General features: G+C 69.0%; 18 protein-coding genes, 1 tRNA gene and 6 pseudogenes. 14 read left to right on the forward strand and 11 right to left on the reverse strand.

The features are described from left to right. Positions 1 to 42: 42 nt before the first annotated feature. A tRNA-Tyr gene (locus tag ACJ512_RS04410) sits at positions 43 to 126 on the forward strand. Between the two features lie 155 nt (positions 127 to 281). On the opposite strand, the gene ACJ512_RS04415 is transcribed toward ACJ512_RS04410, so the two are convergent. Together ACJ512_RS04415 and ACJ512_RS04420 are read right to left on the reverse strand one after the other, a co-directional pair. Next, positions 282 to 608, reverse strand: coding sequence for a type II toxin-antitoxin system PemK/MazF family toxin (locus ACJ512_RS04415; RefSeq protein ID WP_407685166.1), 327 nt, complete (start codon positions 606 to 608; stop codon positions 282 to 284). Continuing rightward, positions 605 to 823 (reverse strand): antitoxin MazE family protein, encoded by a 219-nt coding sequence (locus ACJ512_RS04420; protein ID WP_407685165.1) that lies wholly within the window; start codon positions 821 to 823, stop codon positions 605 to 607. The genes ACJ512_RS04415 and ACJ512_RS04420 overlap by 4 nt, the downstream gene beginning before the upstream one ends. 269 nt (positions 824 to 1,092) lie before the next feature. Between ACJ512_RS04420 and ACJ512_RS04425 the strand changes: the two are divergent. The 3 genes and pseudogenes from ACJ512_RS04425 to ACJ512_RS04435 all read left to right on the forward strand — a co-directional run. Beyond that, positions 1,093 to 1,557: pseudogene (locus tag ACJ512_RS04425) on the forward strand (acyl-CoA dehydrogenase family protein); the annotation flags it as partial. Then, positions 1,451 to 1,696 (forward strand): hypothetical protein, encoded by a 246-nt coding sequence (locus tag ACJ512_RS04430; RefSeq protein ID WP_461479979.1) that lies wholly within the window; start codon positions 1,451 to 1,453, stop codon positions 1,694 to 1,696. The pseudogene ACJ512_RS04425 and the gene ACJ512_RS04430, both read left to right, overlap by 107 nt. Positions 1,697 to 1,706: 10 nt before the next feature. Next, positions 1,707 to 1,870, forward strand: a pseudogene (locus ACJ512_RS04435) (steroid C27-monooxygenase); the annotation flags it as partial. A gap of 74 nt (positions 1,871 to 1,944) precedes the next feature. Here the strand turns inward: ACJ512_RS04435 and ACJ512_RS04440 are convergent. Then, positions 1,945 to 3,096 carry a Rieske 2Fe-2S domain-containing protein gene (locus tag ACJ512_RS04440; protein WP_407685164.1) on the reverse strand — a complete coding sequence of 384 codons (1,152 nt, stop codon included), beginning with the start codon at positions 3,094 to 3,096 and terminating at the stop codon, positions 1,945 to 1,947. Positions 3,097 to 3,263: 167 nt separating this feature from the next. Beyond that, a complete protein-coding gene (locus ACJ512_RS04445) occupies positions 3,264 to 5,549 on the reverse strand; it encodes an MMPL family transporter (RefSeq protein ID WP_407685163.1) in 2,286 nt (761 codons plus the stop codon). A gap of 562 nt (positions 5,550 to 6,111) precedes the next feature. Here ACJ512_RS04445 and ACJ512_RS04450 point away from each other — a divergent pair. From ACJ512_RS04450 to ACJ512_RS04465, 4 genes are all read left to right on the forward strand, one after another. Continuing rightward, positions 6,112 to 6,489, forward strand: a complete 378-nt coding sequence (locus ACJ512_RS04450) for a DUF1490 family protein (protein WP_407685162.1) — start codon at positions 6,112 to 6,114, stop codon at positions 6,487 to 6,489. Continuing rightward, on the forward strand, positions 6,476 to 8,881 hold the full coding sequence (locus tag ACJ512_RS04455) for a copper-translocating P-type ATPase (protein ID WP_407685161.1): 2,406 nt from the start codon (positions 6,476 to 6,478) through the stop codon (positions 8,879 to 8,881). The genes ACJ512_RS04450 and ACJ512_RS04455 overlap by 14 nt, the downstream gene beginning before the upstream one ends. Continuing rightward, positions 8,878 to 9,420, forward strand: a complete 543-nt coding sequence (locus ACJ512_RS04460; protein WP_407685160.1) for a DUF5134 domain-containing protein — start codon at positions 8,878 to 8,880, stop codon at positions 9,418 to 9,420. Before ACJ512_RS04455 ends, ACJ512_RS04460 begins: the two co-directional genes overlap by 4 nt. Positions 9,421 to 9,637: 217 nt before the next feature. Further along, entirely contained in the window at positions 9,638 to 10,933 is a 1,296-nt protein-coding gene (locus tag ACJ512_RS04465; RefSeq protein ID WP_407685159.1) for an NRAMP family divalent metal transporter, read from the forward strand. A gap of 1 nt (position 10,934) precedes the next feature. On the opposite strand, the gene ACJ512_RS04470 is transcribed toward ACJ512_RS04465, so the two are convergent. The 4 genes and pseudogenes from ACJ512_RS04470 to ACJ512_RS04485 all read right to left on the reverse strand — a co-directional run bounded on the left by ACJ512_RS04470 (position 10,935) and on the right by ACJ512_RS04485 (position 14,606). Continuing rightward, positions 10,935 to 12,296 (reverse strand): hypothetical protein, encoded by a 1,362-nt coding sequence (locus tag ACJ512_RS04470; RefSeq protein WP_407685158.1) that lies wholly within the window; start codon positions 12,294 to 12,296, stop codon positions 10,935 to 10,937. Positions 12,297 to 12,401: 105 nt separating this feature from the next. Further along, a pseudogene (locus tag ACJ512_RS04475) lies at positions 12,402 to 12,834 on the reverse strand (DUF1214 domain-containing protein); the annotation flags it as partial. A gap of 232 nt (positions 12,835 to 13,066) precedes the next feature. Continuing rightward, a pseudogene (locus ACJ512_RS04480) lies at positions 13,067 to 13,516 on the reverse strand (cytochrome P450); the annotation flags it as partial. Positions 13,517 to 13,700: 184 nt separating this feature from the next. Continuing rightward, positions 13,701 to 14,606 carry an NYN domain-containing protein gene (locus ACJ512_RS04485; protein ID WP_407685157.1) on the reverse strand — a complete coding sequence of 302 codons (906 nt, stop codon included), beginning with the start codon at positions 14,604 to 14,606 and terminating at the stop codon, positions 13,701 to 13,703. A gap of 35 nt (positions 14,607 to 14,641) precedes the next feature. Between ACJ512_RS04485 and ACJ512_RS04490 the strand changes: the two genes are divergently transcribed. Beyond that, on the forward strand, positions 14,642 to 15,538 hold the full coding sequence (locus ACJ512_RS04490; RefSeq protein ID WP_407685156.1) for an alpha/beta fold hydrolase: 897 nt from the start codon (positions 14,642 to 14,644) through the stop codon (positions 15,536 to 15,538). 92 nt (positions 15,539 to 15,630) lie between these two features. Here the strand turns inward: ACJ512_RS04490 and ACJ512_RS04495 are convergent. Then, positions 15,631 to 16,020 (reverse strand): annotated as a pseudogene (locus ACJ512_RS04495) (adenylate/guanylate cyclase domain-containing protein); the annotation flags it as partial. A gap of 240 nt (positions 16,021 to 16,260) precedes the next feature. Continuing rightward, positions 16,261 to 18,420: an FUSC family protein gene (locus ACJ512_RS04500; protein ID WP_407685199.1), complete on the reverse strand. Its 2,160-nt coding sequence runs from the start codon at positions 18,418 to 18,420 to the stop codon at positions 16,261 to 16,263. A 150-nt stretch (positions 18,421 to 18,570) separates the two neighbouring features. Between ACJ512_RS04500 and galT the strand changes: the two genes are divergently transcribed. From galT to ACJ512_RS04525, 5 genes and pseudogenes are all read left to right on the forward strand, one after another. Then, positions 18,571 to 19,647 carry a galactose-1-phosphate uridylyltransferase gene (galT, locus tag ACJ512_RS04505; protein ID WP_407685155.1) on the forward strand — a complete coding sequence of 359 codons (1,077 nt, stop codon included), beginning with the start codon at positions 18,571 to 18,573 and terminating at the stop codon, positions 19,645 to 19,647. Then, entirely contained in the window at positions 19,644 to 20,735 is a 1,092-nt protein-coding gene (locus ACJ512_RS04510; RefSeq protein ID WP_407685154.1) for a galactokinase, read from the forward strand. Before galT ends, ACJ512_RS04510 begins: the two co-directional genes overlap by 4 nt. 92 nt (positions 20,736 to 20,827) lie before the next feature. Further along, positions 20,828 to 20,917, forward strand: a pseudogene (locus tag ACJ512_RS04515) (hypothetical protein); the annotation flags it as partial. Between the two features lie 29 nt (positions 20,918 to 20,946). After that, positions 20,947 to 21,303, forward strand: coding sequence for a hypothetical protein (locus ACJ512_RS04520; RefSeq protein WP_407685153.1), 357 nt, complete (start codon positions 20,947 to 20,949; stop codon positions 21,301 to 21,303). Beyond that, positions 21,300 to 21,995 (forward strand): PAS and ANTAR domain-containing protein, encoded by a 696-nt coding sequence (locus ACJ512_RS04525; RefSeq protein WP_407685152.1) that lies wholly within the window; start codon positions 21,300 to 21,302, stop codon positions 21,993 to 21,995. Before ACJ512_RS04520 ends, ACJ512_RS04525 begins: the two co-directional genes overlap by 4 nt. Before the next feature lie 17 nt (positions 21,996 to 22,012). Here the strand turns inward: ACJ512_RS04525 and lpqN are convergent, their stop codons facing one another. Continuing rightward, positions 22,013 to 22,708 (reverse strand): envelope biogenesis lipoprotein LpqN, encoded by a 696-nt coding sequence (gene lpqN, locus ACJ512_RS04530; RefSeq protein ID WP_407685151.1) that lies wholly within the window; start codon positions 22,706 to 22,708, stop codon positions 22,013 to 22,015. Between the last annotated feature and the right edge of the window lie 64 nt (positions 22,709 to 22,772).

The raw sequence follows: 22,772 nt of genomic DNA on the forward strand, positions 1-22,772 counted from the left end.
CCGTTTGTGCTTTGTCTACCCGTTCGTTGTAACCTGTCTGGCGGCAGGTTGCCCGAGCGGCCAATGGGAGCGGACTGTAAATCCGTCGCGAAAGCTACACAGGTTCGAATCCTGTACCTGCCACCACAGGTCAAAGGCTGTTTCGGCTAGTCGCCCTGACCCTGACATGTCACGGATCACCACAACTCGCGGCCAACTATGACCGCGCGGTAGGCGAACACCGGTTCGACTCAGCTAACCGTTGGGGCGGGGCGATGGCTTTCCTGGGGGAAGTGCGCCAATTAACGAGCCAGTCCGAGGAACACCATCAAAGACCGTTCGATTTCCGTCATAAGTGCGGACGGCGCCCGACCGATACGCGCGCAAAGATTCGATCGGCGGACGGTCGTGATCTTGTCGATCATCGCGAAGCTGGGCTCGGCGATCTTCGTCGTCTTGTCGTTCGGCACGGCGACCCTGGATATCGGCGTGTCGGTGACCGTCGTGGTCAGCGGGATGACGACGACCGAATCTGTCTCCGAAAACAGGTCGTCTTGGACGATGATCGCCGGGCGCGGCTTGGCTGCGTAGACACCGCCGGAGACGGTCCATAGCTCGCCACGGTTCACGCGTCGTCGTCCAGGGAACCGAGAGCGGAGATCGATTCGACGAACTCCATGTCGTCGCTGTGTCGGTCGGCCTCGGCGAGCGCCAGCGCCTCACGGTGCGCTTCGGCGGCGAACGCAGCTGAGCGGACATCCGGCACCCACACCTGGACCGGGCGGTACCCGCGCAGGCGCATCCGCTCGCGGTATTGGCGGGCTCTCCGCGTCGATGTGCTCACGCTCCCCATGTTGCATGAAACGACTGTTGCATGCAACGAGGCCCAAATCAATTGTCGGTGGTTGAAGCCCGCCGCAGCAAAGCGGCGCCGCGAAGCGACGTCCACGGCGTTCCTGCTCAGTGGCGGAACCTCCCAACCCTGCTGCAAAACTAGAACGCGTTATAGATAACCGATTGTGCGACTTAGCCTGGGCTAATGGCCTGATATCCAGCTAAGATTATGACTTGCTCTAGTCTATGCATCAGCCCCGCACTTCGGGAGGAACGACAGTGATGTCGATTCAGCAACGCAACGCCCAATCGGTCTTGGCCGGCATCGATGCTCTGCTGCCGCGGATCCGCGAGCGCGCGCGGGCGACGGAGGAGCTGCGGCGGCTGCCCGCCGAGACCGTGCAGGACCTCCAGGACATCGGTTTCTTCACCCTGTTGCAGCCCGGGCAGTGGGGCGGGTTGCAGTGCGACCCCACCATGTTCTACGAGGCCGTCCGCCGGCTGGCGAGCGCGTGCGGCTCCACCGGCTGGGTGAGCTCGATCATCGGTGTCCACAACTGGCACCTGGCGCTGTTCGAGCAGCAGGCCCAGGAGGACGTCTGGGGCGAGGACTCCAACGTGCGGGTCTCGTCGTCGTATGCGCCGATGGGCGCCGGCGTCGTCACCGACGGCGGGTACCTGGTCAACGGCTCGTGGAACTGGTCGTCGGGTTGTGACCACGCGACGTGGGCCTTTTTGGGCGGTGGCCAATGACGCTCCGATCCAACGGTTCTGGCGCGACGCGCACGCCGGGCGGGTGCACGCCGCCAACGACCCCGAGCGCGCGTACGTGATCTTCGGCAACCACGAGTTCGGGTTGCCCCCCGGCGACACCATGGTCTGACGCGGACAACCGGATCCCGATCTGCCTCATGTTCAACGCGACCGCCGACCACTGCCGGACCTCGCGCCGGTGTCCAAGCCCGAACGGCTGCGCTCGGGATGGCTCAACGGGATCAAGCACTGGCAGGTCGACTACCAGGGTGGGTCATCGTCCGGGTGTCCGGTCAAGCACTAAGCGGCACAACCGGATTCGCCCGGCTCCGCACCGCCAAACGCTCCTTGGGGAGCGCGCCGGACCTCAGCCGACCGCTACTGGAACTGGTCCGCCCGGCGTTGCAGGTTCTGTTCCACCTCGGCCTGCCAGTATTCGTTGGCGGTGCTGGTGTCGACCTCGAACTCGAAGCGATCGGTCATCTCGGCCGTGACGTCGGCGGCGTCGACGTAGAACTGCTCGTACCACCGGCGCAGCTGGTAGACCGGGCCGTCCTCTTCCACCAGAAGGGGGTTTTCGATCCGGGTCTTGTTCTTCCAGATTTCGACGTCCTGCAGGAAGCCCATGCTGACGCCTTCGGTGAAGGCCTTCGAGAGTTTCTCGGTGTCGGCCTCGTCCATACCCTGGGGCTTCTGCACGGAAATGCCCCATTGCAACATGAAGGAGTTCTGCGTGACGGGGTAATGGCAGTTGATCAGAATCGACTCCACCTTGTAGCCGCCGTAGCTGTTGTGCAGCCAGTTGATCATGAAGGACGGACCGAAATACGACGCCTCGGAATCCAGGATTTGTTCACCGGTGTAGTGCGAACCGCCGAGCATGACGTCCTGGCGGCCCACGGTGCGCAGGTATTGCGACGCGATGTGGCCTTCGAAGACATTCTTGAAGTACGTCGGGAACCCGTAGTGGATGTAGTAGAAGTGCGCCATGTCGACGATGTTGTCGATGATCTCGCGGCAATTGGAGCCCTCGATGAGCTTTCTGTTCCAACGCCATTCGGTCCACGCGTCGCTGTGGGCCTCGGGGATCTCGGGGATCTGCAGTTGCGGGGGCGGTGGGCTGCCCTCCGGGTCGTGCCAGACGAACAACAGACCGCCGCGCACGTCGGTGGTCCACGACCGGGTGCGGGCAAACCGTGGCGTGCGCTTGGCGTACGGCACCTGCTGGCACCTCCCGTCGCCGGTCCAGCGCCAGTCGTGGAACGGACACGCGACCGCACCGTCCTTGATCGTGCCCTGCGACAGGTCCCCACCCATGTGCCGGCAGTAGGCGTCGAGGACGTTTGGGGTGCCATCGCTTTGGGGGTCGGCGAAGACGACCAGCTTGGTGCCGAACGCGTTGATGGCGTGCGGCTCGCCGTCGAGGAAGTCCTTGACCGGGCCCAGGCAGTGCCAGCCGCGGGCAAACCGCGTCGGCGGGTCGCCGACGTCGATCTCCCGGATGCCGACTCCGCCGGTATCGGTTTTCACTGTGTGCCTCCGCTCTACGAGACGACTAGAACACGTTACAATTCTGTCTCTTTGTTGAGCAATAAGCACAGGCCATAACCGCTAGATATGTGACTTATGGCCCTTATTTGTTTCGAGGGCTTGCGGCGACTCGTCGTCCTGCGGTACGTCGTCGACGACGTTCTGGGTTACCCGTCGGGCGCCACCGGGTCGGCGTCGACCGTCGCGCGCGGCGCCGCGGTGGGGCGTTCGTGCCGGCCGGCGGACTCGTCGATGCCGATGCGGGCGTGCAGCCAGGCCAACGGTTTCGGGGCCCACCAGTTGGCCCGGCCGAGCACGTGCATGACGGCCGGAACCAGAATCATGCGCACCAGGGTGGCATCGGCGAGCACGGCCAGCGTCAGGCCCACTCCGAACATGCGCATGAACGACACCTGCGAGGCGCTGAGCGCCGCGAACGCCACGGCCATCACCAGCGCCGCGGCGGTGATCACCCGGCCGGTGTAGGCCACCCCCAACGCGATGCTTTCGTCGTTGTCGGCGGCAGTCTTTCGGGACGCGAGCCAATATTCGCGAATCCGCGCGATGAGGAAGATCTCGTAATCCATCGACAACCCGAAGGCGATGCAGAACAGCAGGACCGGCATGTTGGCGACGAGCCGTCCCGTCGGCGTGATCCCCAGGCCGCCTAGGTGGCCGTCCTGGAAGATCCAGACCAGCGCCCCGAACGTCGCCGACAGCGACAGGACGTTGAGCACGAGCGTCTTGACCGGCAGCACCACGCTGCCGGTGACCAGGAACAGCAGGACCGCCGTGATGACGGCGATCAGGCCCAGCACCAGCGGCAGCCGCGCGGTGATCCCGTCGACACCGTCGCGGTTGGTGGGGCCCAGCCCGGTCAGCTGAACCGGTCGCCCGCGCGGGCCATCGACCGCGTGCAGGCGGTCGAGTTGCAGGTCGGACGCCCGGGAGAACGGCGCTGTCGTGCTGGTGACGGTGAGAAACGCGCTGCCGTCGGCGATTCCGGTCGGCGCGGCCGGCGGGCCGACGGCGTTGCCCGCGACGAAGGTCGCCGTCGGTGCGGTCACCGCGGCGACGTCGGGCACGCGGGACAGGTCGGCGGCGTAGCGGTCGAGGTCGTCGGCGTCGAGGCCCCGCGCGTCGGGGATGACGACCTGCACCGTCGTGGCGACGTCGGCGGCGAAGTCGTTGCGCAGCTGATCGCCGACCTGGTGCGCCGAGGCCGAACGCGGCAGGACCCGGTCGTCGGGGAAACCCCACTTCACGCCCAGGAACGGAGCGCCGGCCAGCGCCACCAGGGCGGTGACGGCGAGGCCGACCGGCACGGCGTGGCGCATGACGAACCGGGTGGATCGGTACCAGAACAGTTGCTGTACCGGTATACGGCCGTGCTCGCGACGCCGCAGCATTCCGCGGAGCAGTCGGCGCATGTCCATCGCGTCCAACCGCGGTCCCAGCCACACGATCGCCGCGGGTGTCACCACGACCGCGGCGACGGCGGCGAATGCGACGGTCGCGACGCCGGCATAGGCGAACGACCGCAGGAAGTACATCGGGAACAGCGCCATCACGGCCATGGACAACGCGACTGTGGTCGCCGAGTACAGCACCGTGCGACCGGCTGTCTGCATGGTCCGGATCAGGGCCCGGTCGGGAAGGCCGCCCCGGGCCAGCTCGTCGCGGTACCGGCTCACGATCAACAGCGTGTAGTCGATCGCCAGCGCCAAACCCAGTGCGGTGGTGAGGTTGAGCGCATAGACCGACACGTCGGTGGTGAAGGTGAGCAGGCGCAGTATCGACATGGAACCGACGATCGCTGTCAGTCCCACCGCGATCGGCAACGCGGCCGCCAGCAATCCGCCGAACACCCAGATCATGGCCAGGAAGCTGAGCGGGATCGCGATCGATTCCATCGTCAGAAGGTCGTGCTCGATCTGATCGTTGACCTGTGCGTAGGCCACCGCCAAGCCGCCCGCGCGGACGGTGACGCCATCGCGGTCGTGCACCGATTCAGCGCAGAGCGTTCGGGCGTGTTTCTGCGCGTCGTTCTCTCCGCCCCTGAGGTTCGCGACGATCAGACCGGATTTGCCGTCTTTGCTCACCAGATGCCCCGCCGATTGCGCCGTCGACGTCCACGGCGAGGAGACATTGAAGACAAACGGCGAGCGTTCCAGATGCTCGACGATGTCGGTACCGACGGCGCGCGCCGGCGCACTGCGTGCGCCGCCGGGGGCGGTGACCACGACCAGAAGTTGCTGTTCGCTTTCCCCGAACTTCTGCTCGAGCAGCCGACTGCCTTTGCTGGATTCCGACGCGGGGTCATAAAAACCTCCGGCGGACAGATATTTGGCGACCGGTGACCCGAAACCGACCGCTCCCAGGAAGACCAGCAGCGCCACCGCGATCACTCGACGCGGCGCCGCCAAGGCCAGCAACGCAATGCGACGCGGCACGCTCCCCCTCTTTCCCCGATCTTCGACGCGGCGCATCTCACGACCGGGCCCGGCCACGCACGCGGCGGCACGTCGATCCGAAACTAGCATCGGTCACCGGGCGTTCGGGCTTCCGAACGTGCTTGTCGCGCCGTGTTTCCACGCGCGCCGCCACCACTGTTTCAATCATTGGATCTTTCGCGCTGTATCTGCCGACTGGCACGAGCTACCGCCTGCACGACGCGGGCAGGCGCAACGAAGCGCGCGCGACAAATCCACCAACTCGGAGGCGAAATCGACACCGCTAAGACCAACTAGTGCCCGTGAAAATACCCAATTGCAACGATCCGTACAAGTTTTGCGGTTCAGAGCGTCGGGCGGGACGGACGTCGACCTAATGGACAAACCTGCGTCGAAGTTTTCGCATTGTCGCGAACGTGGGTCGCGATCGCCATTATTCAGTGCGCCACTAGCCTTTTTCGGAGAAATGCGGACGGCGGTGTGATGTCGACCGTACGGGCGCACGCAGGTTGACGGATATACCCTGTGGGGGTATGTTCATGGCGTGGGCACCCCAGGTGGGGTGGGGGATATAGTCCCGGGCGAGGTTTCGGGATGGCCCGCGGCGGTGATCGTCGACGACGGAAGGGAAGTGGTCGGGATGGCTTGGCAGGGATTGATGGGTAAGGCGGTGCCCGCGCTGGTGACCGGTGTGGTGGGTGCCGCGGCGTACGAGGCCTTGGCGAAGGCGCCGTGGCGCAGGATGACGGTCAGCGCTGCTGCCGTGGGTTTGCGCGGGGCGCGTGCCACCGAACGGGTGACCAGGGAGGCCGCCGAGAGGGCGCGTCTGGCGACGGCCGACGTGCTCGCCGAGGCGGCCGAGCGCGTCGGGGAACGGGTTTCCGCGCCGGCGGACTCTTCTTCCGTCGCCGGCGGCGGGGGTGACAATGCCTGCCACTGACACGGCGCTCAACGCTGGGGCCGGCGCCACGTTGAAGGTCGTCTCCCAGGGGGGCGGGCGAATGCGGGTGCGCATCAGCGGGTTTGGGATGGACGCGGCCCTGGCGGTGGCGATCGAGGAGACGGTCGCCGCGGTGGCCGGGGTGCGGGCGGTGCAGGCCTATCCGCGGACGGGATCGGTGGTGATCTGGTATCTGCCCGACGACTGCGACGTCGCCGCGGTGTCGGCGGCGATCGTGGCGGCCCGGGACGTGCCCGCGGAGTCGCTGCCCGTGCGCGCCCCGTACTCGGTGAGTGTGGGTGAAACCGGGGTGCTGGCGCGGATCGCCGGCGGACTTTTGCGTGCGCTGGGCGTGTCGACCGACGCCGGCACCGCAGAGTCCGACGGTGGGGGCAGTTGCCACCAGCCGGCGCCGTCGTGCCATGGGGCGCCGGCCGCCGATGCCAACGGCGAGCAGCGCAAATGGCTGCGGCGGGTGTGGCTGGCCGCGCCGTTGGGGCTGGTGTCGATGGCGGCGCCGATGTTGTTCGGCGGCGCGTGGGCGGGATGGCTGGCGTTTGCCGCGACGGTGCCGGTGCAGTTCGTGGCCGGCTGGCCGTTTTTGGTGGGGGCCGTGCGGCAGGCGCGGGCGGGGTCGGCGGGCATGGACACCCTGATCAGCCTGGGCACCTTGACCGCGTTCGCCTACTCCACCTATCAGCTGTTCGCGGGCGGGCCGTTGTTCTTCGACACCGCGGCGTTGATCATCGCGTTCGTGGTGCTGGGCCGCTATTTCGAGGCCCGGGCCACCGGCAAGACCCGCGAGGCGATCAGCACGCTGCTCGAGATGGGCGCCAAGGAGGCCTGCCTGCTCGTCGACGGTCAAGAGGTGCTGGTGCCGGTGGAGCGGGTGCAGGTCGGTGACCTGATGCTGGTGCGGCCCGGGGAGAAGATCCCCGTCGACGGCGAGATCGTCGACGGGCGCGCGGCCGTGGATGAGTCGATGCTGACCGGCGAGTCGATGCCGGTGGAAAAGACGGTGGGCGACCGGGTGGCCGGGGCCACCGTGAACACCGACGGGCTGTTGACCGTGCGCGCCACCGCCGTGGGCGCCGACACCGCCCTGGCCCAGATCGTGCGCCTGGTGGAGCAGGCCCAGGGCGGCAAGGCGCCCGTACAGCGGCTGGCCGACCGGGTGTCGGCGGTGTTCGTCCCCGCGGTGCTCGGTGTGGCGGCGCTGACGTTCGCCGGCTGGGCGCTGCTGGCGGCCAACCCCGTCGCCGGGATGACCGCGGCGGTCTCGGTGCTGATCGTCGCCTGCCCCTGCGCACTGGGCCTGGCCACCCCCACCGCGATCATCGCCGGCACCGGTCGCGGCGCGGAGATGGGCATCCTGGTCAAGGGCGGCGAGGTGCTGGAAGCCTCCAAGAAGATCGACACCGTGGTGTTCGACAAGACCGGTACCCTCACGCGTGGTCAGATGCGGCTCACCGACGTCGTCGCCGACAAGCGGCACAAGAGCGATGTGGTCCTCCGGCTCGCCGCGGCGGTCGAGTCGGGTTCCGAGCACCCCATCGGCGCGGCCATCGTCGCCGGCGCACGCGAACGGGAGCTGGACGTCCCGGCCGCCACGGCGTTCACCAACCTGGCCGGCCACGGCGTGCGCGCCGAGGTCGACGGCCGGCCCGTGCTGGTCGGACGGCGCAAACTGGTCGAGGAAAACGACCTGCGCCTGCCCGACCAGCTCGCGACCGCGGCCGCCGACCTCGAAGCGCAGGGCCGCACCGCGGTGTTCGTCGGCCGCGACGACCGGGTGGTGGGCGTGCTGGCGGTGGCCGACACGATCAAAGACGACGCCGTCGACGTCGTCCGCCGGCTGCACGAGATGGGGCTACAGGTCGCGATGATCACCGGCGACAACGCCCGCACCGCCGCCGCGATCGCCGAGCAGGTCGGCATCGACCGGGTGCTCGCCGAGGTGTTGCCCGAAGACAAGGTCGACGAGATCCGCCGGCTCCAGGACGAGGGCAGGCTGGTCGCGATGGTCGGCGACGGCGTCAACGACGCCCCCGCCCTGGTCCAGGCCGACCTGGGCATCGCGATCGGCACCGGCACCGACGTGGCCATCGAGGCCTCCGACATCACCTTGATGTCCGGCCAACTCGACGGTGTGGTGCGCTCGCTGCAGCTGTCGCGGCAAACCCTGCGCACGATCCACCAGAACCTGGGCTGGGCCTTCGGCTACAACACCGCCGCGATCCCGCTGGCCGCCTTCGGGGTGCTCAACCCCGTCGTGGCGGGCGCGGCGATGGGCCTGTCCTCGGTCAGCGTGGTCACCAACTCGCTGCGGCTGCGCCACTTCGGCCGCGACACGACGATCAAGGCCCTGCCCGAGCGGCCCGCGACCGCATGATCCACGGCGTCCTGCTGAGGTGGGCCGTCACGGGATTGTTCGCGTTGGGTGCGGTCGAATGCGCCCTGCCGATCCTCACCCGGCGCCGGCCATGGCCGATGGTGGTCAGCCACGGTTTGCACGTGCTGATGGCGGTCGCGATGGCGGCGATGGCCTGGCCGTGGGGAATGCGCGCCCCGACAAAGGCACTGGCGGTGGTGTTCCTGCTGGCGGCGGCGTGGTTCGCGACGATGGCCGTCGCCGCCGCCGCCCGCACGCCCGCCCAGCGGCGGTTGAGCGGGTACCACGTACTGATGATGCTGGCGACGGCCTGGATGTATGCCGCCATGGACGGCCCACCGGACACCCCCTGGCTCACCTGGATCACCGCCGTGAACTGGCTCGGCGCCCTGACCTTCGGGGCCGCGACGCTTTTCTGGACGCTGCGCTACCTCACCGACACCGACACCGCCCGCCTCAAATCCCTGGGAAACCTCGCACAAGCCGCCATGGCCGCCGGGATGGCCGTCCTGTTCCTCGCCGGGGTGTCCCGCATCTGAGTTGTCGGGGCACCTCGCGCGGATCGGATGACGAATTTCGCGCGCGCTCGGCAGTGAGCACCGGAATCGGACCGGAACGAATCGATGCCGTACGGTCGAGGAAGCCTGCCCGTCGGGTCCGCGCCGGTCGCGCCGGTGCAGCGCGCCCCGGGCACCAAGCGCCGCCGGTTTCCGCCGTCGTGCACGTCCGCTGTCTAACGAGAGGGTTGGTCGAGAGTTGACCGATACCACCACGCCGGTGGCGGACGAGCGCGACGACCGGCCGCGTGCGGCGATGCGCCGTCGCCTCCGGTGGCTGCGGTGGGCGCTGCTGTCGGTGTGGGGCCCGGGCCTGGTGGTGATGTTCGCCGACACCGACGCCGGCTCGCTGATCACCGCTGCGCAGTCCGGCGACCGCTGGGGCTACCGCATGGTGTTGCCGCAGCTGATCTTGATGCCGATCCTCTATGTCGTCCAGGAGATGACGGTGCGGCTGGGCATCGTCACCCGCCGCGGACACGGCGCGCTCATCCGGGAACGGTTCGGGCGCGGCTGGGCTTGGGTCTCGGCGTTCACGCTGTTCGCCTCGGCGATCGGGGCACTGCTGACCGAGTTCGCCGGCGTCGCCGGGGTCGGCGAACTGTTCGGCGTCTCCAGGTGGGTGAGCATCCCCATCGCCACCGTGGCGCTGCTGGCGCTCGCGCTCACCGGCAGCTACCGGCGCGTCGAACGCATCGGAATCGTCTTCGGGGCGGCCGAACTGGCGTTCCTGGTCGCGATGGTCATGTCCCGGCCCGATCCGAACGCGCTGGTGCGCGGCCTGGCGTCGATGCCGCTGGGCGACCCCTCGTATCTGCTGCTCGTCGCGGCCAACGTCGGCGCGGTGATCATGCCGTGGATGATCTTCTATCAGCAGGGCGCCGTGGTGGACAAGCGCCTGTCGGTGGCCGCGCTGCGCCAGGCCCGCTACGACACCGCCTTCGGCGCGGTGCTGACCCAGCTGATCATGATCGCCGTCGTCGTCACCGTCGCGGCGACGCTCGGGACGCACAACGGCGAGACGACGCTGCAGACCGTCGGCCAGATCTCGCACGCGCTGACCCCCTACCTCGGGCGCGTCGGCGGCACCGTGCTGTTCGGACTGGGGATGCTGGGCGCGGCACTTGTCGCCGCGATCGTCGCGTCGCTGGCCGGCGCATGGGGGCTCGCGGAGGTGTTCGGCTGGCACCACACGCTCAACGAGCGGCCCAACCGCGCCACCGCCAAGTTCTACATCACCTACGCGCTCGCCCACATCGTCGGCGCGATCCTCGTGCTGGCCAGCGTCGATTTGGTCAACCTCGCCGTGGACGTCGAGGTGATGAACGCCCTGCTGCTGCCCATCGTGCTGGGTCTGCTGCTCGCGCTGGAGGCCCGGGCCCTACCCGAACAGTGGCGGATGCGCGGGCTCTACAAACACCTCACCCGCGGCCTGTGCCTACTGGTCATCGCCTTCGGGCTGTACATGGTTCCCCAGGCGTTCGGCTGGGTCTGACTCAGAACCAGGGCCCGGGATAGCGGCCGTCCTGGTCCTGCACCAGCACGATCTCCTGGCAGTCACCGTTCGCCGACGCGGCGCCGCGACACACCAGCGTCCAGTCCGAGATCCGCCCGAAGGGCCGCACCGACCAGTTCGAGGCGACCGGCTCGGTGCCCGGCAATGCGAGCACGGAAAACGTGCCGTCGGCCTTGGTGATGTAGAGGTGGTCTTCGAAGAACGACAACTTGGTGATCGACATCTTCTTCGCGTCGTCCCGGCTCTTCAGCAAATCCCATTGCCGGGTGCGCAGGTTCCACACACCGAAGCCGAATTTCGAGTCTTCGGAGTCACGACCGTCGACGAACAATTTCCCGGCCGACAGTGTCGCGGCCAATCCGCCGCCGGAAATCTTGTCCGAGTCGCCGATCTTGATCATCTGTTTCGCATTCAGGTCGAAGAACACGGTCGACACGGCCGGGGGCTGATGGGAATCCCAGTGCGTCAATTTCACCAGCTTGTCGGGCCCGTCGGACAACTCCGCGTCGACGGACCGCACGTCGTTGTCCTGGTAGATCGGCTCCCCGGTCGGCCGGCGCAGCTCCGCGCCCGACGTCGTGGCGCCCCCGGTGTTGCGGTGGAAAGCCAGCACGTCCTGCCACACCTGGGCCTGCTCCGGATCGTCCCACAGCGACGCCAGGTCGGTGCCCGACAGCACCACCGTCCGGGGCGGGGAGGCGGGCGCGTGCCCGTCGGTGAAGGCGTTCACCCAGGCCACGCCCGTCGCGGTCGAGCCAAACCCCCATCGGTCGGCCGCGGTCAACTTCAGGTCGGGGGTCGGTGGTTGCAGCTCTTTCGTGGCCACCGGGCGGTCCGACTTGAGGTCGAACGCGTAGGCGGTCACCTTGGTGGTTGCGGGCTCGGACGCCTGCGCAGGTGTCGCGGTGGTGAGCACGTACACGACCCTCATGTCGTCGGCCGTGCCGGACAGCGCGCACACGGCGCCGGTCAACTTCTCCCCCGCGGGGACCATGGGGGTGCCCGGCGTCACGTACTGCCCCGTCGTGGTGTCGAAGATCTTCGGGCGGATGTCCTCCAAGGCCGATTTCCCGTCCGACACTTTCTCGGGACACCCGAAATATGCCGTGCCGCCATAGCTTTTCCAGTCCTTTTCCAGCGGCCCGGTCACCGGTGCCGGCGGTGGCGCGGTGCTGCCGGTCTTACCGGCCGTCGGCGGTGTGGTGGACGGCGACGTGGAATTGGTCGTCGTCGTGGCCGCCGGTGGGGAGGCGGTTTCCGAGCAGGACGCGATGAGACAGGCGGTCGAGCCCAATAGGGCGATTCTGCGCATGGGCGCGCGCAGACCGTCAATCGTGCTCATCGGCAAATCCCCCGTTAAGATCCTGTAACCGCCGAGCCTATAGCCGGTCAGGTGCGCCCGCGACCGGGCCGGGATCCCGCGAGCGCTACGTCACAGGGCCCTGCGTCACGGAATCGGCTCGGCTTCGGGAAAGACCCACGCGCCGCTGAGGATCGCCTCGCGCGGGCTGTGGAGCCGGACGATGTAGTTCCAGCCCGGAGTGATCGGCAGGCAGTTGGCCGTCGGTGGCTCGCAGCCGCCGAACTCGATGACGATCGTGCCGTCGGCGGAGCGTTGCGCGGTGAGGTTGTTGAGCGAGTAGGCGTTCTGCGGGTTGGCGGTGAAGTAGCCGTCCTTGTTGTAGACGGTGACCGACCAGAAGCCGTCGACCGGCACCTGGTCCACGCACAGCCGGTACCGGGTGGCGCCGTCGGTGTGCGCCCGGATGGACGCTGAAATACATGGCGTCCCTTTGCGGATTGCCGCCCCATGCCGCCGCCGAGCCGATCAGGCGTCGCACGGGGTCGGTGTCGTCCTTGGTGCCGAACATTCCCGCGGAGTAGAGGGTCGCTTTCCGCCCTGACGAAGTTGTCCGGCGAAACGAGCACCGCGCCGTCGGGCGTCGTGCGCACTTTCATCGTTGGGACGGTACGCGGCCGGCGCGGTGCGGAGGATCAGTTCGCGTCGAATTCGACGGGCAGGCTCGTCGGGCCGCTCAGGGTGGCCATCGGCTTCCAGGGCGCCGGCCCGGCCAGGCGCGGGTTGCGCATCCGGTCGGCGAGGACGTTCAGGGCCTCGGCGGGCTCGACCAGCTCGTTCATCACCGCGCCCATGGTGTCGTGCAGCCGCTGCACCGCGCGCGGGGTGAAGGCCTTGGCGGTCAGGCTGCGCAGCCGATGATGGGCCTGGCCCTCCGGGCAGAGCAGGCTGTTGGTCACCTTGTCCCACAGCGGTTGTCCCACAGCGGTTGTCCCACAGCGGTTGTCCCACAGCGGCCCCGAGCTGATGCCCTGGGCGAGCATGTTCAAGCCCGGCGGGATCTGGAATCGGGCGTCGCGGAGCACGGATCGCACCAGTCGGTAGGAGAGCACCTCGGGCCCGTGCGGGCCCAGCGCGACCGGAGCCTGCTGCAGGGCGGCCCGCAGCCGGGGGCGGATCTCGGCGGGGGTCGCCTCGTCGTCGTATGCGAGCGTCGGCAGATCGGCGTCGAAAACGCTTGCGGCAGAAGAGCCGACGATCATGGCGGTCTCCTATCGGCTCCCGGTGCGGTGCCTCGGACGACTATCGCACAATGTATGGCCGTCAAAGGCGGCTGTCAATCACGCGTGCGGGTTATACTGCGGACGCACGATGTTCGGGTCGGCCCCCGCCGGATCGCCATACATCGAAGATGAAATGTATAGCCAGCAGGGCCGGTTGCCGGGCTCACTCGTCGACGCGCAGCCGCACCATCCGGGTGGTCGACGTCTCGTCCAGCTCGACGGCGTCGGCGCGCGAACGCAGAAAATCGCTGAAAGACTTGAATCCCAAAGACTTTTCGCTGAACGACGGATCCATCCGTTTCATCTGCGCCTTCACCGCGGAGTTGTGCAGCCAGTCGACGTCGTCTTTCTCCAGCCCGATCTGCAGCGCCCGCGTCAGCAGCGCCGTGGCGGCGGCCTGCGGATCGGGCGGCTCCGGCTCCTCGGACTGGGCCGCCTTGGCGCGTCCGCCCCGCCGCTTCGGCGGGGTCTTCTCCGCCTCCGCCCCGGCCTGCGCGGGTGCCGGTTCGAGGGCCGGCACCCCCGGGAGGGCGTCGTAGATGACGAAGTCGTCGCAGGCGGCAGCCAGCGCGCGGCTCGACGAGCCGGCCACCCCGATGCCCACCACGTACCGGCCCAGCCGCTTGCAACGCTGCGCCAGCGGGATGTAGTCGGAGTCGCCGGCCACGATCACCACGTGGGTCAGGTCCGGCAGCCGGAACATGTCCTCGACGACGTCGACGGCCAGCCGGATGTCGGCGCCGTTCTTGCCGTAGGCCGCGGCGGGGAACAATTGCACCAGGTCGACCGCGCGGGCCACCAGCTGTCCGCGGTACCCGGCGTTGACGTCGGCCGACCAGTCGGCGTAGGCGCGGGTCAGCACCAGCGTCCCGAACGACGACGCGAAGTCGAGGATCGCCGCGACGTCGACCGTGGCGCGGGCCTGCCGCTCGGGATCGAGCCCCTTGGCCTTGTCCCGCTGGAACGAGTTGCGCCCGTGAACCTGGTCGTAGCGCGAGATCACGATGTTGTCGAAGTCGAGGTAGACGGCCACGCGGGCGGCAACCGGTTCGGTCATGCAGTAGATCATCGCCGAGTCGCCGGCCTCAGGGGTACACCGGAGGTATGAACCAGCTGAAGTTCCTCCAGTTGCACGGCGACCGCGTCGCCTACCGCGACGAAGGCGATGGCGGTGGCGGTGGCGGTGGCGATGGCGAGATCCTGCTGCTCATCCATGGTATGGCCGGGAGTTCGGAGACCTGGCGGTCGGTGATACCGCCGCTGTCCAGGAAATTCCGGGTCATCGCACCGGACCTGCTGGGCCACGGCGCGTCGGCCAAACCCCGGGGTGACTACTCGCTGGGTGCGTTCGCGGTCTGGCTTCGCGACCTGCTCGACGAGCTGGGCGTGAGTCAGGTCACCCTGGTCGGGCACTCGCTGGGCGGTGGTGTGGCGATGCAGTTCGTCTACCAGCACCCCGACTATGCCAAGCGGTTGATCCTCATCAGTAGCGGCGGTCTCGGTCCCGACGTGGGGCTGGTGCTCCGGCTGCTCTCGGCGCCCGGGGCGGAGCTGGTGCTGCCGGTCATCGCGCCGGCGCCGGTGCTCGCCGCCGGCAACAAACTCAGGTCGTGGTTGCGGGGCGCCGGCATCCAGTCGCCGCGCGGCGACGAGTTGTGGAGCGCCTACTCGTCCCTGTCGGACCGCGAGACACGCCAGTCGTTCCTGCGGACGTTGCGATCCGTGGTCGATTACCGCGGGCAGGCGGTCAGCGCGCTCAGCCGCCTGCGGCTGCGCGAGGAGCTGCCGGTCATGGCGATCTGGGGCGAGCGCGACGGCATCATTCCCGTCGACCACGCCTACGCCGCGCACGAGGCGCGCACGGACAGCCGGCTCGAGGTGCTGCCCGACGTCGGTCACTTCGCCCAGGTGGAAGCGCCACGCGAGGTGGTCGAGCTGATCGAGGACTTCATCGGATCCGGCGACCGCCGCGACATGGGGAGCCCGCAGCCCAGGGCGTGATCCCAAAGCCGCGGTCCTGCGGCCCGGCTTCGTGCCCTCGACACCGGTCGTAGAATCGGGGGCCGATGCGCAAAACCGCAGGTGCAGCGCTCCCGCCGGGCGTCGTCGTCGTGCGGCCTCGGGTGGCCGAACACCGCCAACAACCCGTCGCCCTTGATCGAGCTGATGTGGCCCTCGTACCGATCGATGATGCGCTGCACCTCCTGCCGGTAGCGGCCGACCAACGTGTGGTACGCCTCCGGTTCCAAACGGGTGGACAACGCCGTCGAATCGACCAGGTCGGCGAACATGATTGTCAGGCGCCGAATTTCCCCATATCGGGCAGGGGTGGCGAGCAGGTCCTCGGCCTCCGGATTGCCGTGGTCGACGGAAAGAACGTGGGCGGCCAGGGCGGTCGCGGTGGCATGGTCGCCGTTGTTCGCGGCCCGCACCGCGCGGTCCAGTAGCTCGTTTATCGATCCACCGTTATCGCCAGGAACCACCTGCTTTTCCAGCCCGGGACAGCTAAGAATAATCCCGACCGGTCACTTTGGTCATTTTGAAACCGGAATTTTGGAACAATCGCCATGTGCATGTGTTTCTTCGTGAACCGATGCCGTTCGGAAAATCGCTGTTATCGACGTAATTGTCTGGCGGTGAACGCAACAATTCGGCCCGAATTCTGCGAACTCCTGGCAAACGTTTCGCGCCCGACGGGCGTGATCGACACGCGCGCCCGGGGGTCAGCCCGCAGTGGGGGCGCCAACCCGGGTGTCGTCGCGCGCCCCGAGGTCGGCGGCCACGGTGGCGACGAGCCGGTCGATCTGGCGCAGCGAGTGCACCGCGGTGAGGAACCGGCGGGTGTCGGGCCGCGGCGGCGACCCGCCGTCGTGCTGGCGGGCCAGCGCCTCGGCGGTGTCGAGCGCGTCGGTAGCCGACGCGATGGTGGGGGCGCGGGCGCCGTCGAGGGCGGCGATCAGCGCGTCGATGTTGCGCCGGGTCTGGGCGGCGGTCGCCGTGAATGCGGTCGCCGACTCGTGGGCGAGGGGACCGCCGAACCGCTCGGCGGTGCGCGCCAGGGACCTCGCGAAGTGATCACACGCGGTGAGAAGTTGCAGGCCGCGGCGGACGCTGCGGCGGCCGGCGAATCCGGCGACCCCGACCAGGAGCGGCTTGGCGGTGGTCCGGAACTGTTGCAGGTCCCGGTCGAGCTGGCGTGCCCGCTCGGTCGGGCTCACGGCGCCGCCGCCGCCGAGCATGGCCGCCGCGGACGTCTCGATCAGCGCGGACAGCGTCGTCAGGAACGCGCGGGCGTCGTCGCGGATGGCGGTGCGGGTGTTGGTCGGCAGCACCAGGATGGCCACCCCGACGCCGATGACGGCGCCGATCGCGGTCTCCTCGATGCGCAGCAGCAAGACGTCGAAGCTGAATTCGCCGAGCAGCCCGTACAGCAACGCCAGCATCGTGGTGATCCAGAAGATCATCAGGCTGTAGGTGACCGTCATGAAATAGAACGCGCAGAACAGGCAGACGAAGATCAGCACGAGCGAGGCGACGGCGTTGCCGGAGACCAGCGTGGCCACCAGCATCCCGCACGGCACGCCCAGCACCGTGCCCAGCAGCCGCTGCCAGCCCTTGGTCAGGGTTTCCCCCCAGGAGTTGGTGCCGGCGAAGATCACGAACGCCGCGATCACCGCCCAGTACCAGCGCAACGGCGACACCAGCTCGCCGGTGACGATGGCCAGCGACGCGGCGACGGACACCTGGATGGCCTGCCGCGTCGTCGGGAGCAGGCCGGTGCGCCGATCGGTGCCGGGAGCCGCGCCGGCATCCGGGCCGCCCGATGCCGGCGCCGGTGCCCCGGCGGCGGTGCGCTCGACGATCGCCCGGACCTCGGCGCTCGCGTTCGCGGCGTTGGCGATCGCCAGGGCGAGACGGCGCACGGCGGCGTCCGCCGGATCGCCGGCCCCGGGAGCCCCGGCGGTCCGCGGAACCGTGGACGTCACCCCGGCGGGCACCGGGCTCCGTTCCAGCAGCCCGCGGGCGCGTTCCCCGGCCCGCCGGAGACCGTCGGACCGCGGCGACCGGATGGCCCGCGCCAGCTGGGCCAGCGTGTCGACGAGCTCGTGGCGGGTCGACTCGGGTATCTCCGCGGCGACGTCCGCGACTCTGCGCCCCGCGGTGGCGACCCATTCGATGGCCAGCTCGGCGTCGAACAGCCAGGGGGCCAGCTGCTTGCCGGCGACCCCGAGCGACAGCATGGCGGGATCGGCCTTGTCCTCGATCTGGGTCTGCACCATCAGAGCGGTCTCGTTGAGCCGGATGGTGCGCGCTCGCATGCGCCGCCGCCGCTCGTCGAACCGGCCCGTGCGCACCGTGTCGGCGGTGGTGTCGACCACGATCGCCATCCGCGCCCGCAACGCCCGGATGGTGGCGCGCAGCACCCGTTCCGGCCGGTCGGGCAGCACATAGGTGCTGATCACGTACGTGCACACCGTGCCCACCGCGACCGCCCCGATCATCCAGGGCAACTCCGTGATGCGGGCCCGCAGGTACAGGCTGAAGAAGTAGGACATGAACGCGACCATGCCGAGCGCCCGGCCGCGCGCGCCGAAGCGGCGGCTGTAGGCCGCGCCGAACACGACCACCACAAACACGGCGTCGCCGGCCACCCGGTGCGGCGCCAGCAGCGCCGCCGCGGTGATGGCGACCGCGGCCGGCACCGGAAGCAGTCCCATCGTGATCCGCTGCTGGCGCGGGTCCGGCTCGTTGATCGACCGGGACGCCACCATGGTGATCACGACCCCGAGCAGGGCGACGGTCAGGGGCTGCCCCGTCGCCTTCGTCAGGAGGAAGAGGACGACCAGGGAGCAGGCGAGCGCGGCCGTCGTGCGGCCGGCCATCCGTAACCGCAACCATCCGGGATCCGAGCCGATCGCCCGGGTGCGGGCACGCTCGTACAGACCAGTGATCTCCCCGACCGCCTCTCGTATCGCTGACACGCCTGGATTACCCCGAACCGCGCCGCGGCGATCAAGCTACCCTTCGAGACCATGGCGCCGACGCGGGCGAAGCTGGCCGATGGCCGTGACCTGCTGTTCTTCGCGCTGCCCGGGCACCGCCCGGCGCCCGTCGCCGACCGCAGGCCCCTGCCCGCGCGCGATCCCGACCAGTCGCGGCTGCGCTACGACCAGACGACCGGGCAGTGGGTGATCGTCGCGGCACGGCGCCAGGACCGCACCTACAAGCCGCCCCATGACCAGTGCCCGCTGTGTCCGGGCCCGACCGGGTTGACCAGCGAGGTGCCCGCCCCCGACTACGACGTCGTCGTCTTCGAGAACCGGTTCCCCAGCCTGTCCGGCGCGGGCCCGGCGGCGCCGGACCCCGGTGACGGCTTCGTCTCCGCTCCCGGGCACGGCCGCAGCGAGGTGGTCTGCTTCTCCAGCGCCCACACCGGCTCGTTCGCCGGGCTTCAGCCGGCGCACGCGCGGCTGGTCGTCGAGGCGTGGCGGCACCGCACCGCCGACCTGATCCAGGCTCCGGGCATCGAGCAGGTGTTCTGCTTCGAGAACCGCGGCGAGGAGATCGGGGTGACGTTGACCCACCCGCACGGTCAGATCTACGGCTACCCGTACCTGACGCCGCGCACCGCCGTCATGCTGGCGCGGGCGCGCGAACACCGGAGGCGGCACGGCGGGAACCTGTTCACCGACCTGCTGGCCCGCGAGGTCGCCGACGGCGGCCGCATCGTGGCGCGCACCGAGCTGTTCACCGCGTTCGTGCCGTTCGCGGCGCGCTGGCCGGTGGAGGTGCACATCTACCCGAACCGCTTCGTCCACAACCTCGTCGAGCTCGGCGAGGAGGAGCTGGACGGATTCACCCGGATCTACCTCGACGTGCTGAAGCGGTTCGACCGCATGTACGAGGGCCCGCTGCCCTACATCTCGGCGCTGCACCAGTACGCCGACACCCAGGCGCAGGCCGACGGCTGTTTCCACGTGGAGCTGATGTCGATCCGGCGCAGCGCGGACAAGCTGAAATACCTGGCGGCCTCCGAGTCGGCGATGGACGCCTTCATCAGCGACGTCACGCCCGAAGACGTGGCCCGGCGGCTGCGGGGGCCGGGATGACGGTCCGTTACGTCGCGCCCGGCCGGGTCAACCTGATCGGGGAGCACACCGACTACAACCTGGGCTTCGCGCTGCCGATCGCGCTACCCCAACGCACCGTGGTGACGTTCGCGCCCGACGGCGGCGACACGCTCATCGTGGGCAGCAACCGCGCACCCGACGTCGTGCGGTTCGCGCTCGGCGTCGTTCCCGGCCAGGTGACCGGCTGGGCCGCCTACGTGGCCGGGGTCGTGTGGGCGCTGCGGCAGGCCGGCCACCCGGTGCCCGGCGGCGCGATGAGGATCACCAGCGACGTGGAGATGGGCTCGGGGCTGTCGTCCTCGGCGGCGCTGGAATGCGCGACGCTGGGCGCCCTCGCGACGGCCGCCGGCGTCCGCATCGACCGGAAGGAGCAGGCGCGCCTCGCCCAGCGCGCCGAAAACGACTACGTCGGCGTTCCCACCGGTCTGCTGGACCAGCTGGCCGCCCTTTTCGGCGAACCGTCGACGGCCCTGCTGATCGATTTCCGCGACCTCACCGTTGCGCCGGTGCCCTTCGACCCGGACGTCGAGGGCGTCGGGCTGCTGCTCATCGACTCCCGCGCCCGCCACGCCCACGCGGGTGGCGAATACGCGGCCCGCCGCGCCTCCTGTGAGCGGGCGGCCGCACGTCTGCGGGCAACGTCGTTGCGCGAGATCTGGGATCGCGGGAGCGCGGCGCTGGACGAGATCGGCGACCCGATCGATGCCCGTCGCGCACGCCATGTTCTCACCGAGAACGGCAGGGTGTTGGATTTCGTCGCGGCGGTGGGGGAGCCGGACTTCGTCGAAGCCGGACGCATCCTGACCTCCTCGCACGTGTCCATGCGCGACGATTTCGGCATCACCACCGAGCACATCGACCTGATTGCCGACACCGCGGTGCGCGCGGGTGCGCTCGGCGCCCGGATGACCGGCGGCGGATTCGGCGGCTCTGTGATCGCGCTGGTGCCGGACAGCCGGGCCGACGCCGTCACCGAGACGTTGCGCCGGACGGTGACCGCGGCGGGCCACCCGAGGCCGGTGATCATTCGCACCCGCGCGGCCGCGGGCGCGGGTCCGGACGGGTGAGCGAGCCGGTCGGCTCCGTCGAGGTCGGCGCCTACGCCGAACTCGACGACTTCCTGGCACCCGGGCCCCGCGGCGTCACGGTGCCGCGCGACGGGTGCGCGCGCATCTACTGGGCCGGGTCCCACCACGCGAAGCTGGTCCGCCTGGTCGAGGGGCTTCGGGACAGGCTGGCGCCTCGGTGACGACCGGCAAAACCTGTAACGTAACGGATATGGCCTCGACTGTCTGCGCCGTCTGCGGTGTCGGATTCACCGGGCGTCGCGACGCGGTGTACTGCTCGTCGGCATGCCGGCAGAAGGCCCACCGCGCCCGGACCGCCGGCCGCCTCGACGCCCTGCAGCAGCGCCCCGCGAAGGGCTCCGGCCCGGACCCGCTGCGGCGCGAGGACGCGAGATCGCTGCAGTGCGCCGTCGCCGACTCGCTGCGGGTCGCCCGGGAGCGGGTCGAGCGGTCCCGCGAACTGTGTCGCCTCTCCGAGGAACGCCTGCGGCAATGCAGCACCGCCCGGCAACGACTCGACCGGCAGTACTGGGCGGCCGCGGGTACCGCCGAAAAGGCCCCGCTGTGACCTGGGAACTGGACGGCCAGGGGGAAGCGGTCGAGGAGGCGCTCGCCGGCGGGGTTCCGCAGCGGGTGGGCTGGTTCCGGTTCTTCTTCGAAGACCAGCGCTGGGAATGGTCCGACGAGGTGGGCCGGATCCACGGCTACGAACCCGGAAGCGTGACCCCGACCACCGAACTGGTGCTCGCGCACAAACATCCCGAGGATCGCGAGCGGGTGGTCGCGAGCATCGACGACATGGTCAACCGCCGTCAGGCGGCGTTCAGCACCCGGCACCGCATCGTCGACACCGGCGGGGCCGTCCACGACGTCGTCGTGGTCGGCGATCAGATCCGTGACGAAGACGGTGACGTCATCGGCACCCGCGGGTTCTGCATCGACGTCGCGCCGGCGTCCGCCGAGGACGCGATCACCCGGAAGGTCGCCAAGATCGCCGAGCGCCGCAGCGTGATCGAGCAGGCCAAAGGCATGCTGATGCTGATCTACGGCATCGATGACGAGGCCGCGTTCAACGTGCTCAAATCGCTCTCCCAGGTGCACAACATGAAGCTGGGTCTCCTCGCCCAGCAGATCGCCACGGACTTCTGCGCGCTCAGCGGAACCCTCATCGGCTCACGCTCCCGCTTCGACCAGGATCTGCTCACGGCGCATCTGCGGGCGGCCGAGTCCGCCGGACACCTCGACGGCGCCACTCCCTGAGCTGCGGCGAGCCGCGTTCAGGCGGTGATCCTGGTTTGCTTGTCGATGACGGAGGTCGCGTCCATCAGCGGCTCTAAATCGCTTTCCAGCGCGTCGGCGGTGATACGGAGCACGAACACCGCTCCCCGGCCGGGGATCACCACCGTCTTCTGCGCGACCGCCCGGGTCGCGCCGCCCTTCGCATACGTGCCACCGAGTTGCCACGCCCGGAAGCCGCCGAGGGTGGACGCAGAACCGCCGCCAAAGCCGTCATATCCGGGCAGATTCTGCAGCTCGCCCGGGGCGTACTCGAGGATCTTCGCCGGGTCGACGTCACCGGTCAGCTTGGACAGCAGCGCCGAGATCGTGGGCGGATCGGCGGGATCCGCGGGGTGCGCCAAGCTGATGCTGCCGTACGACGCCGCGCTTCCGCTGCTCGACTGCCAGCCCGGGGGCACCGCCAAATCGATGGTGGGACAGCCGGGATCGCCCCGATGGACGGCGGTCTCGGTGATGCCGTTGTCCCTGATGTAGTCGGCGATGGTCTTGTGGGCCTGTGCGCCCGGCGTCGCGCCGGCTGTCGAGGTCGACGTGGACATGGACGTCGACGTGGACGTGGACGTGGCCCCGCTCGTCGACGTCCGTTTGCCGACGGCTCGGTGGTCCGGGCCGCAACCGGCCAGCGCCAGAATCACCGCCACGGAAATGGTTGCTACAAGGAAGTGTTTCGGCACGGAGATCTCCTGAAAAACTCTCGGCGACTGGGGTAGTCGCGTCGAGACGAGGCTAGCGCAGGTG

Source organism: Mycobacterium cajalii, assembly GCF_045809005.2.
Classification (GTDB): Bacteria; Actinomycetota; Actinomycetes; order Mycobacteriales; family Mycobacteriaceae; genus Mycobacterium.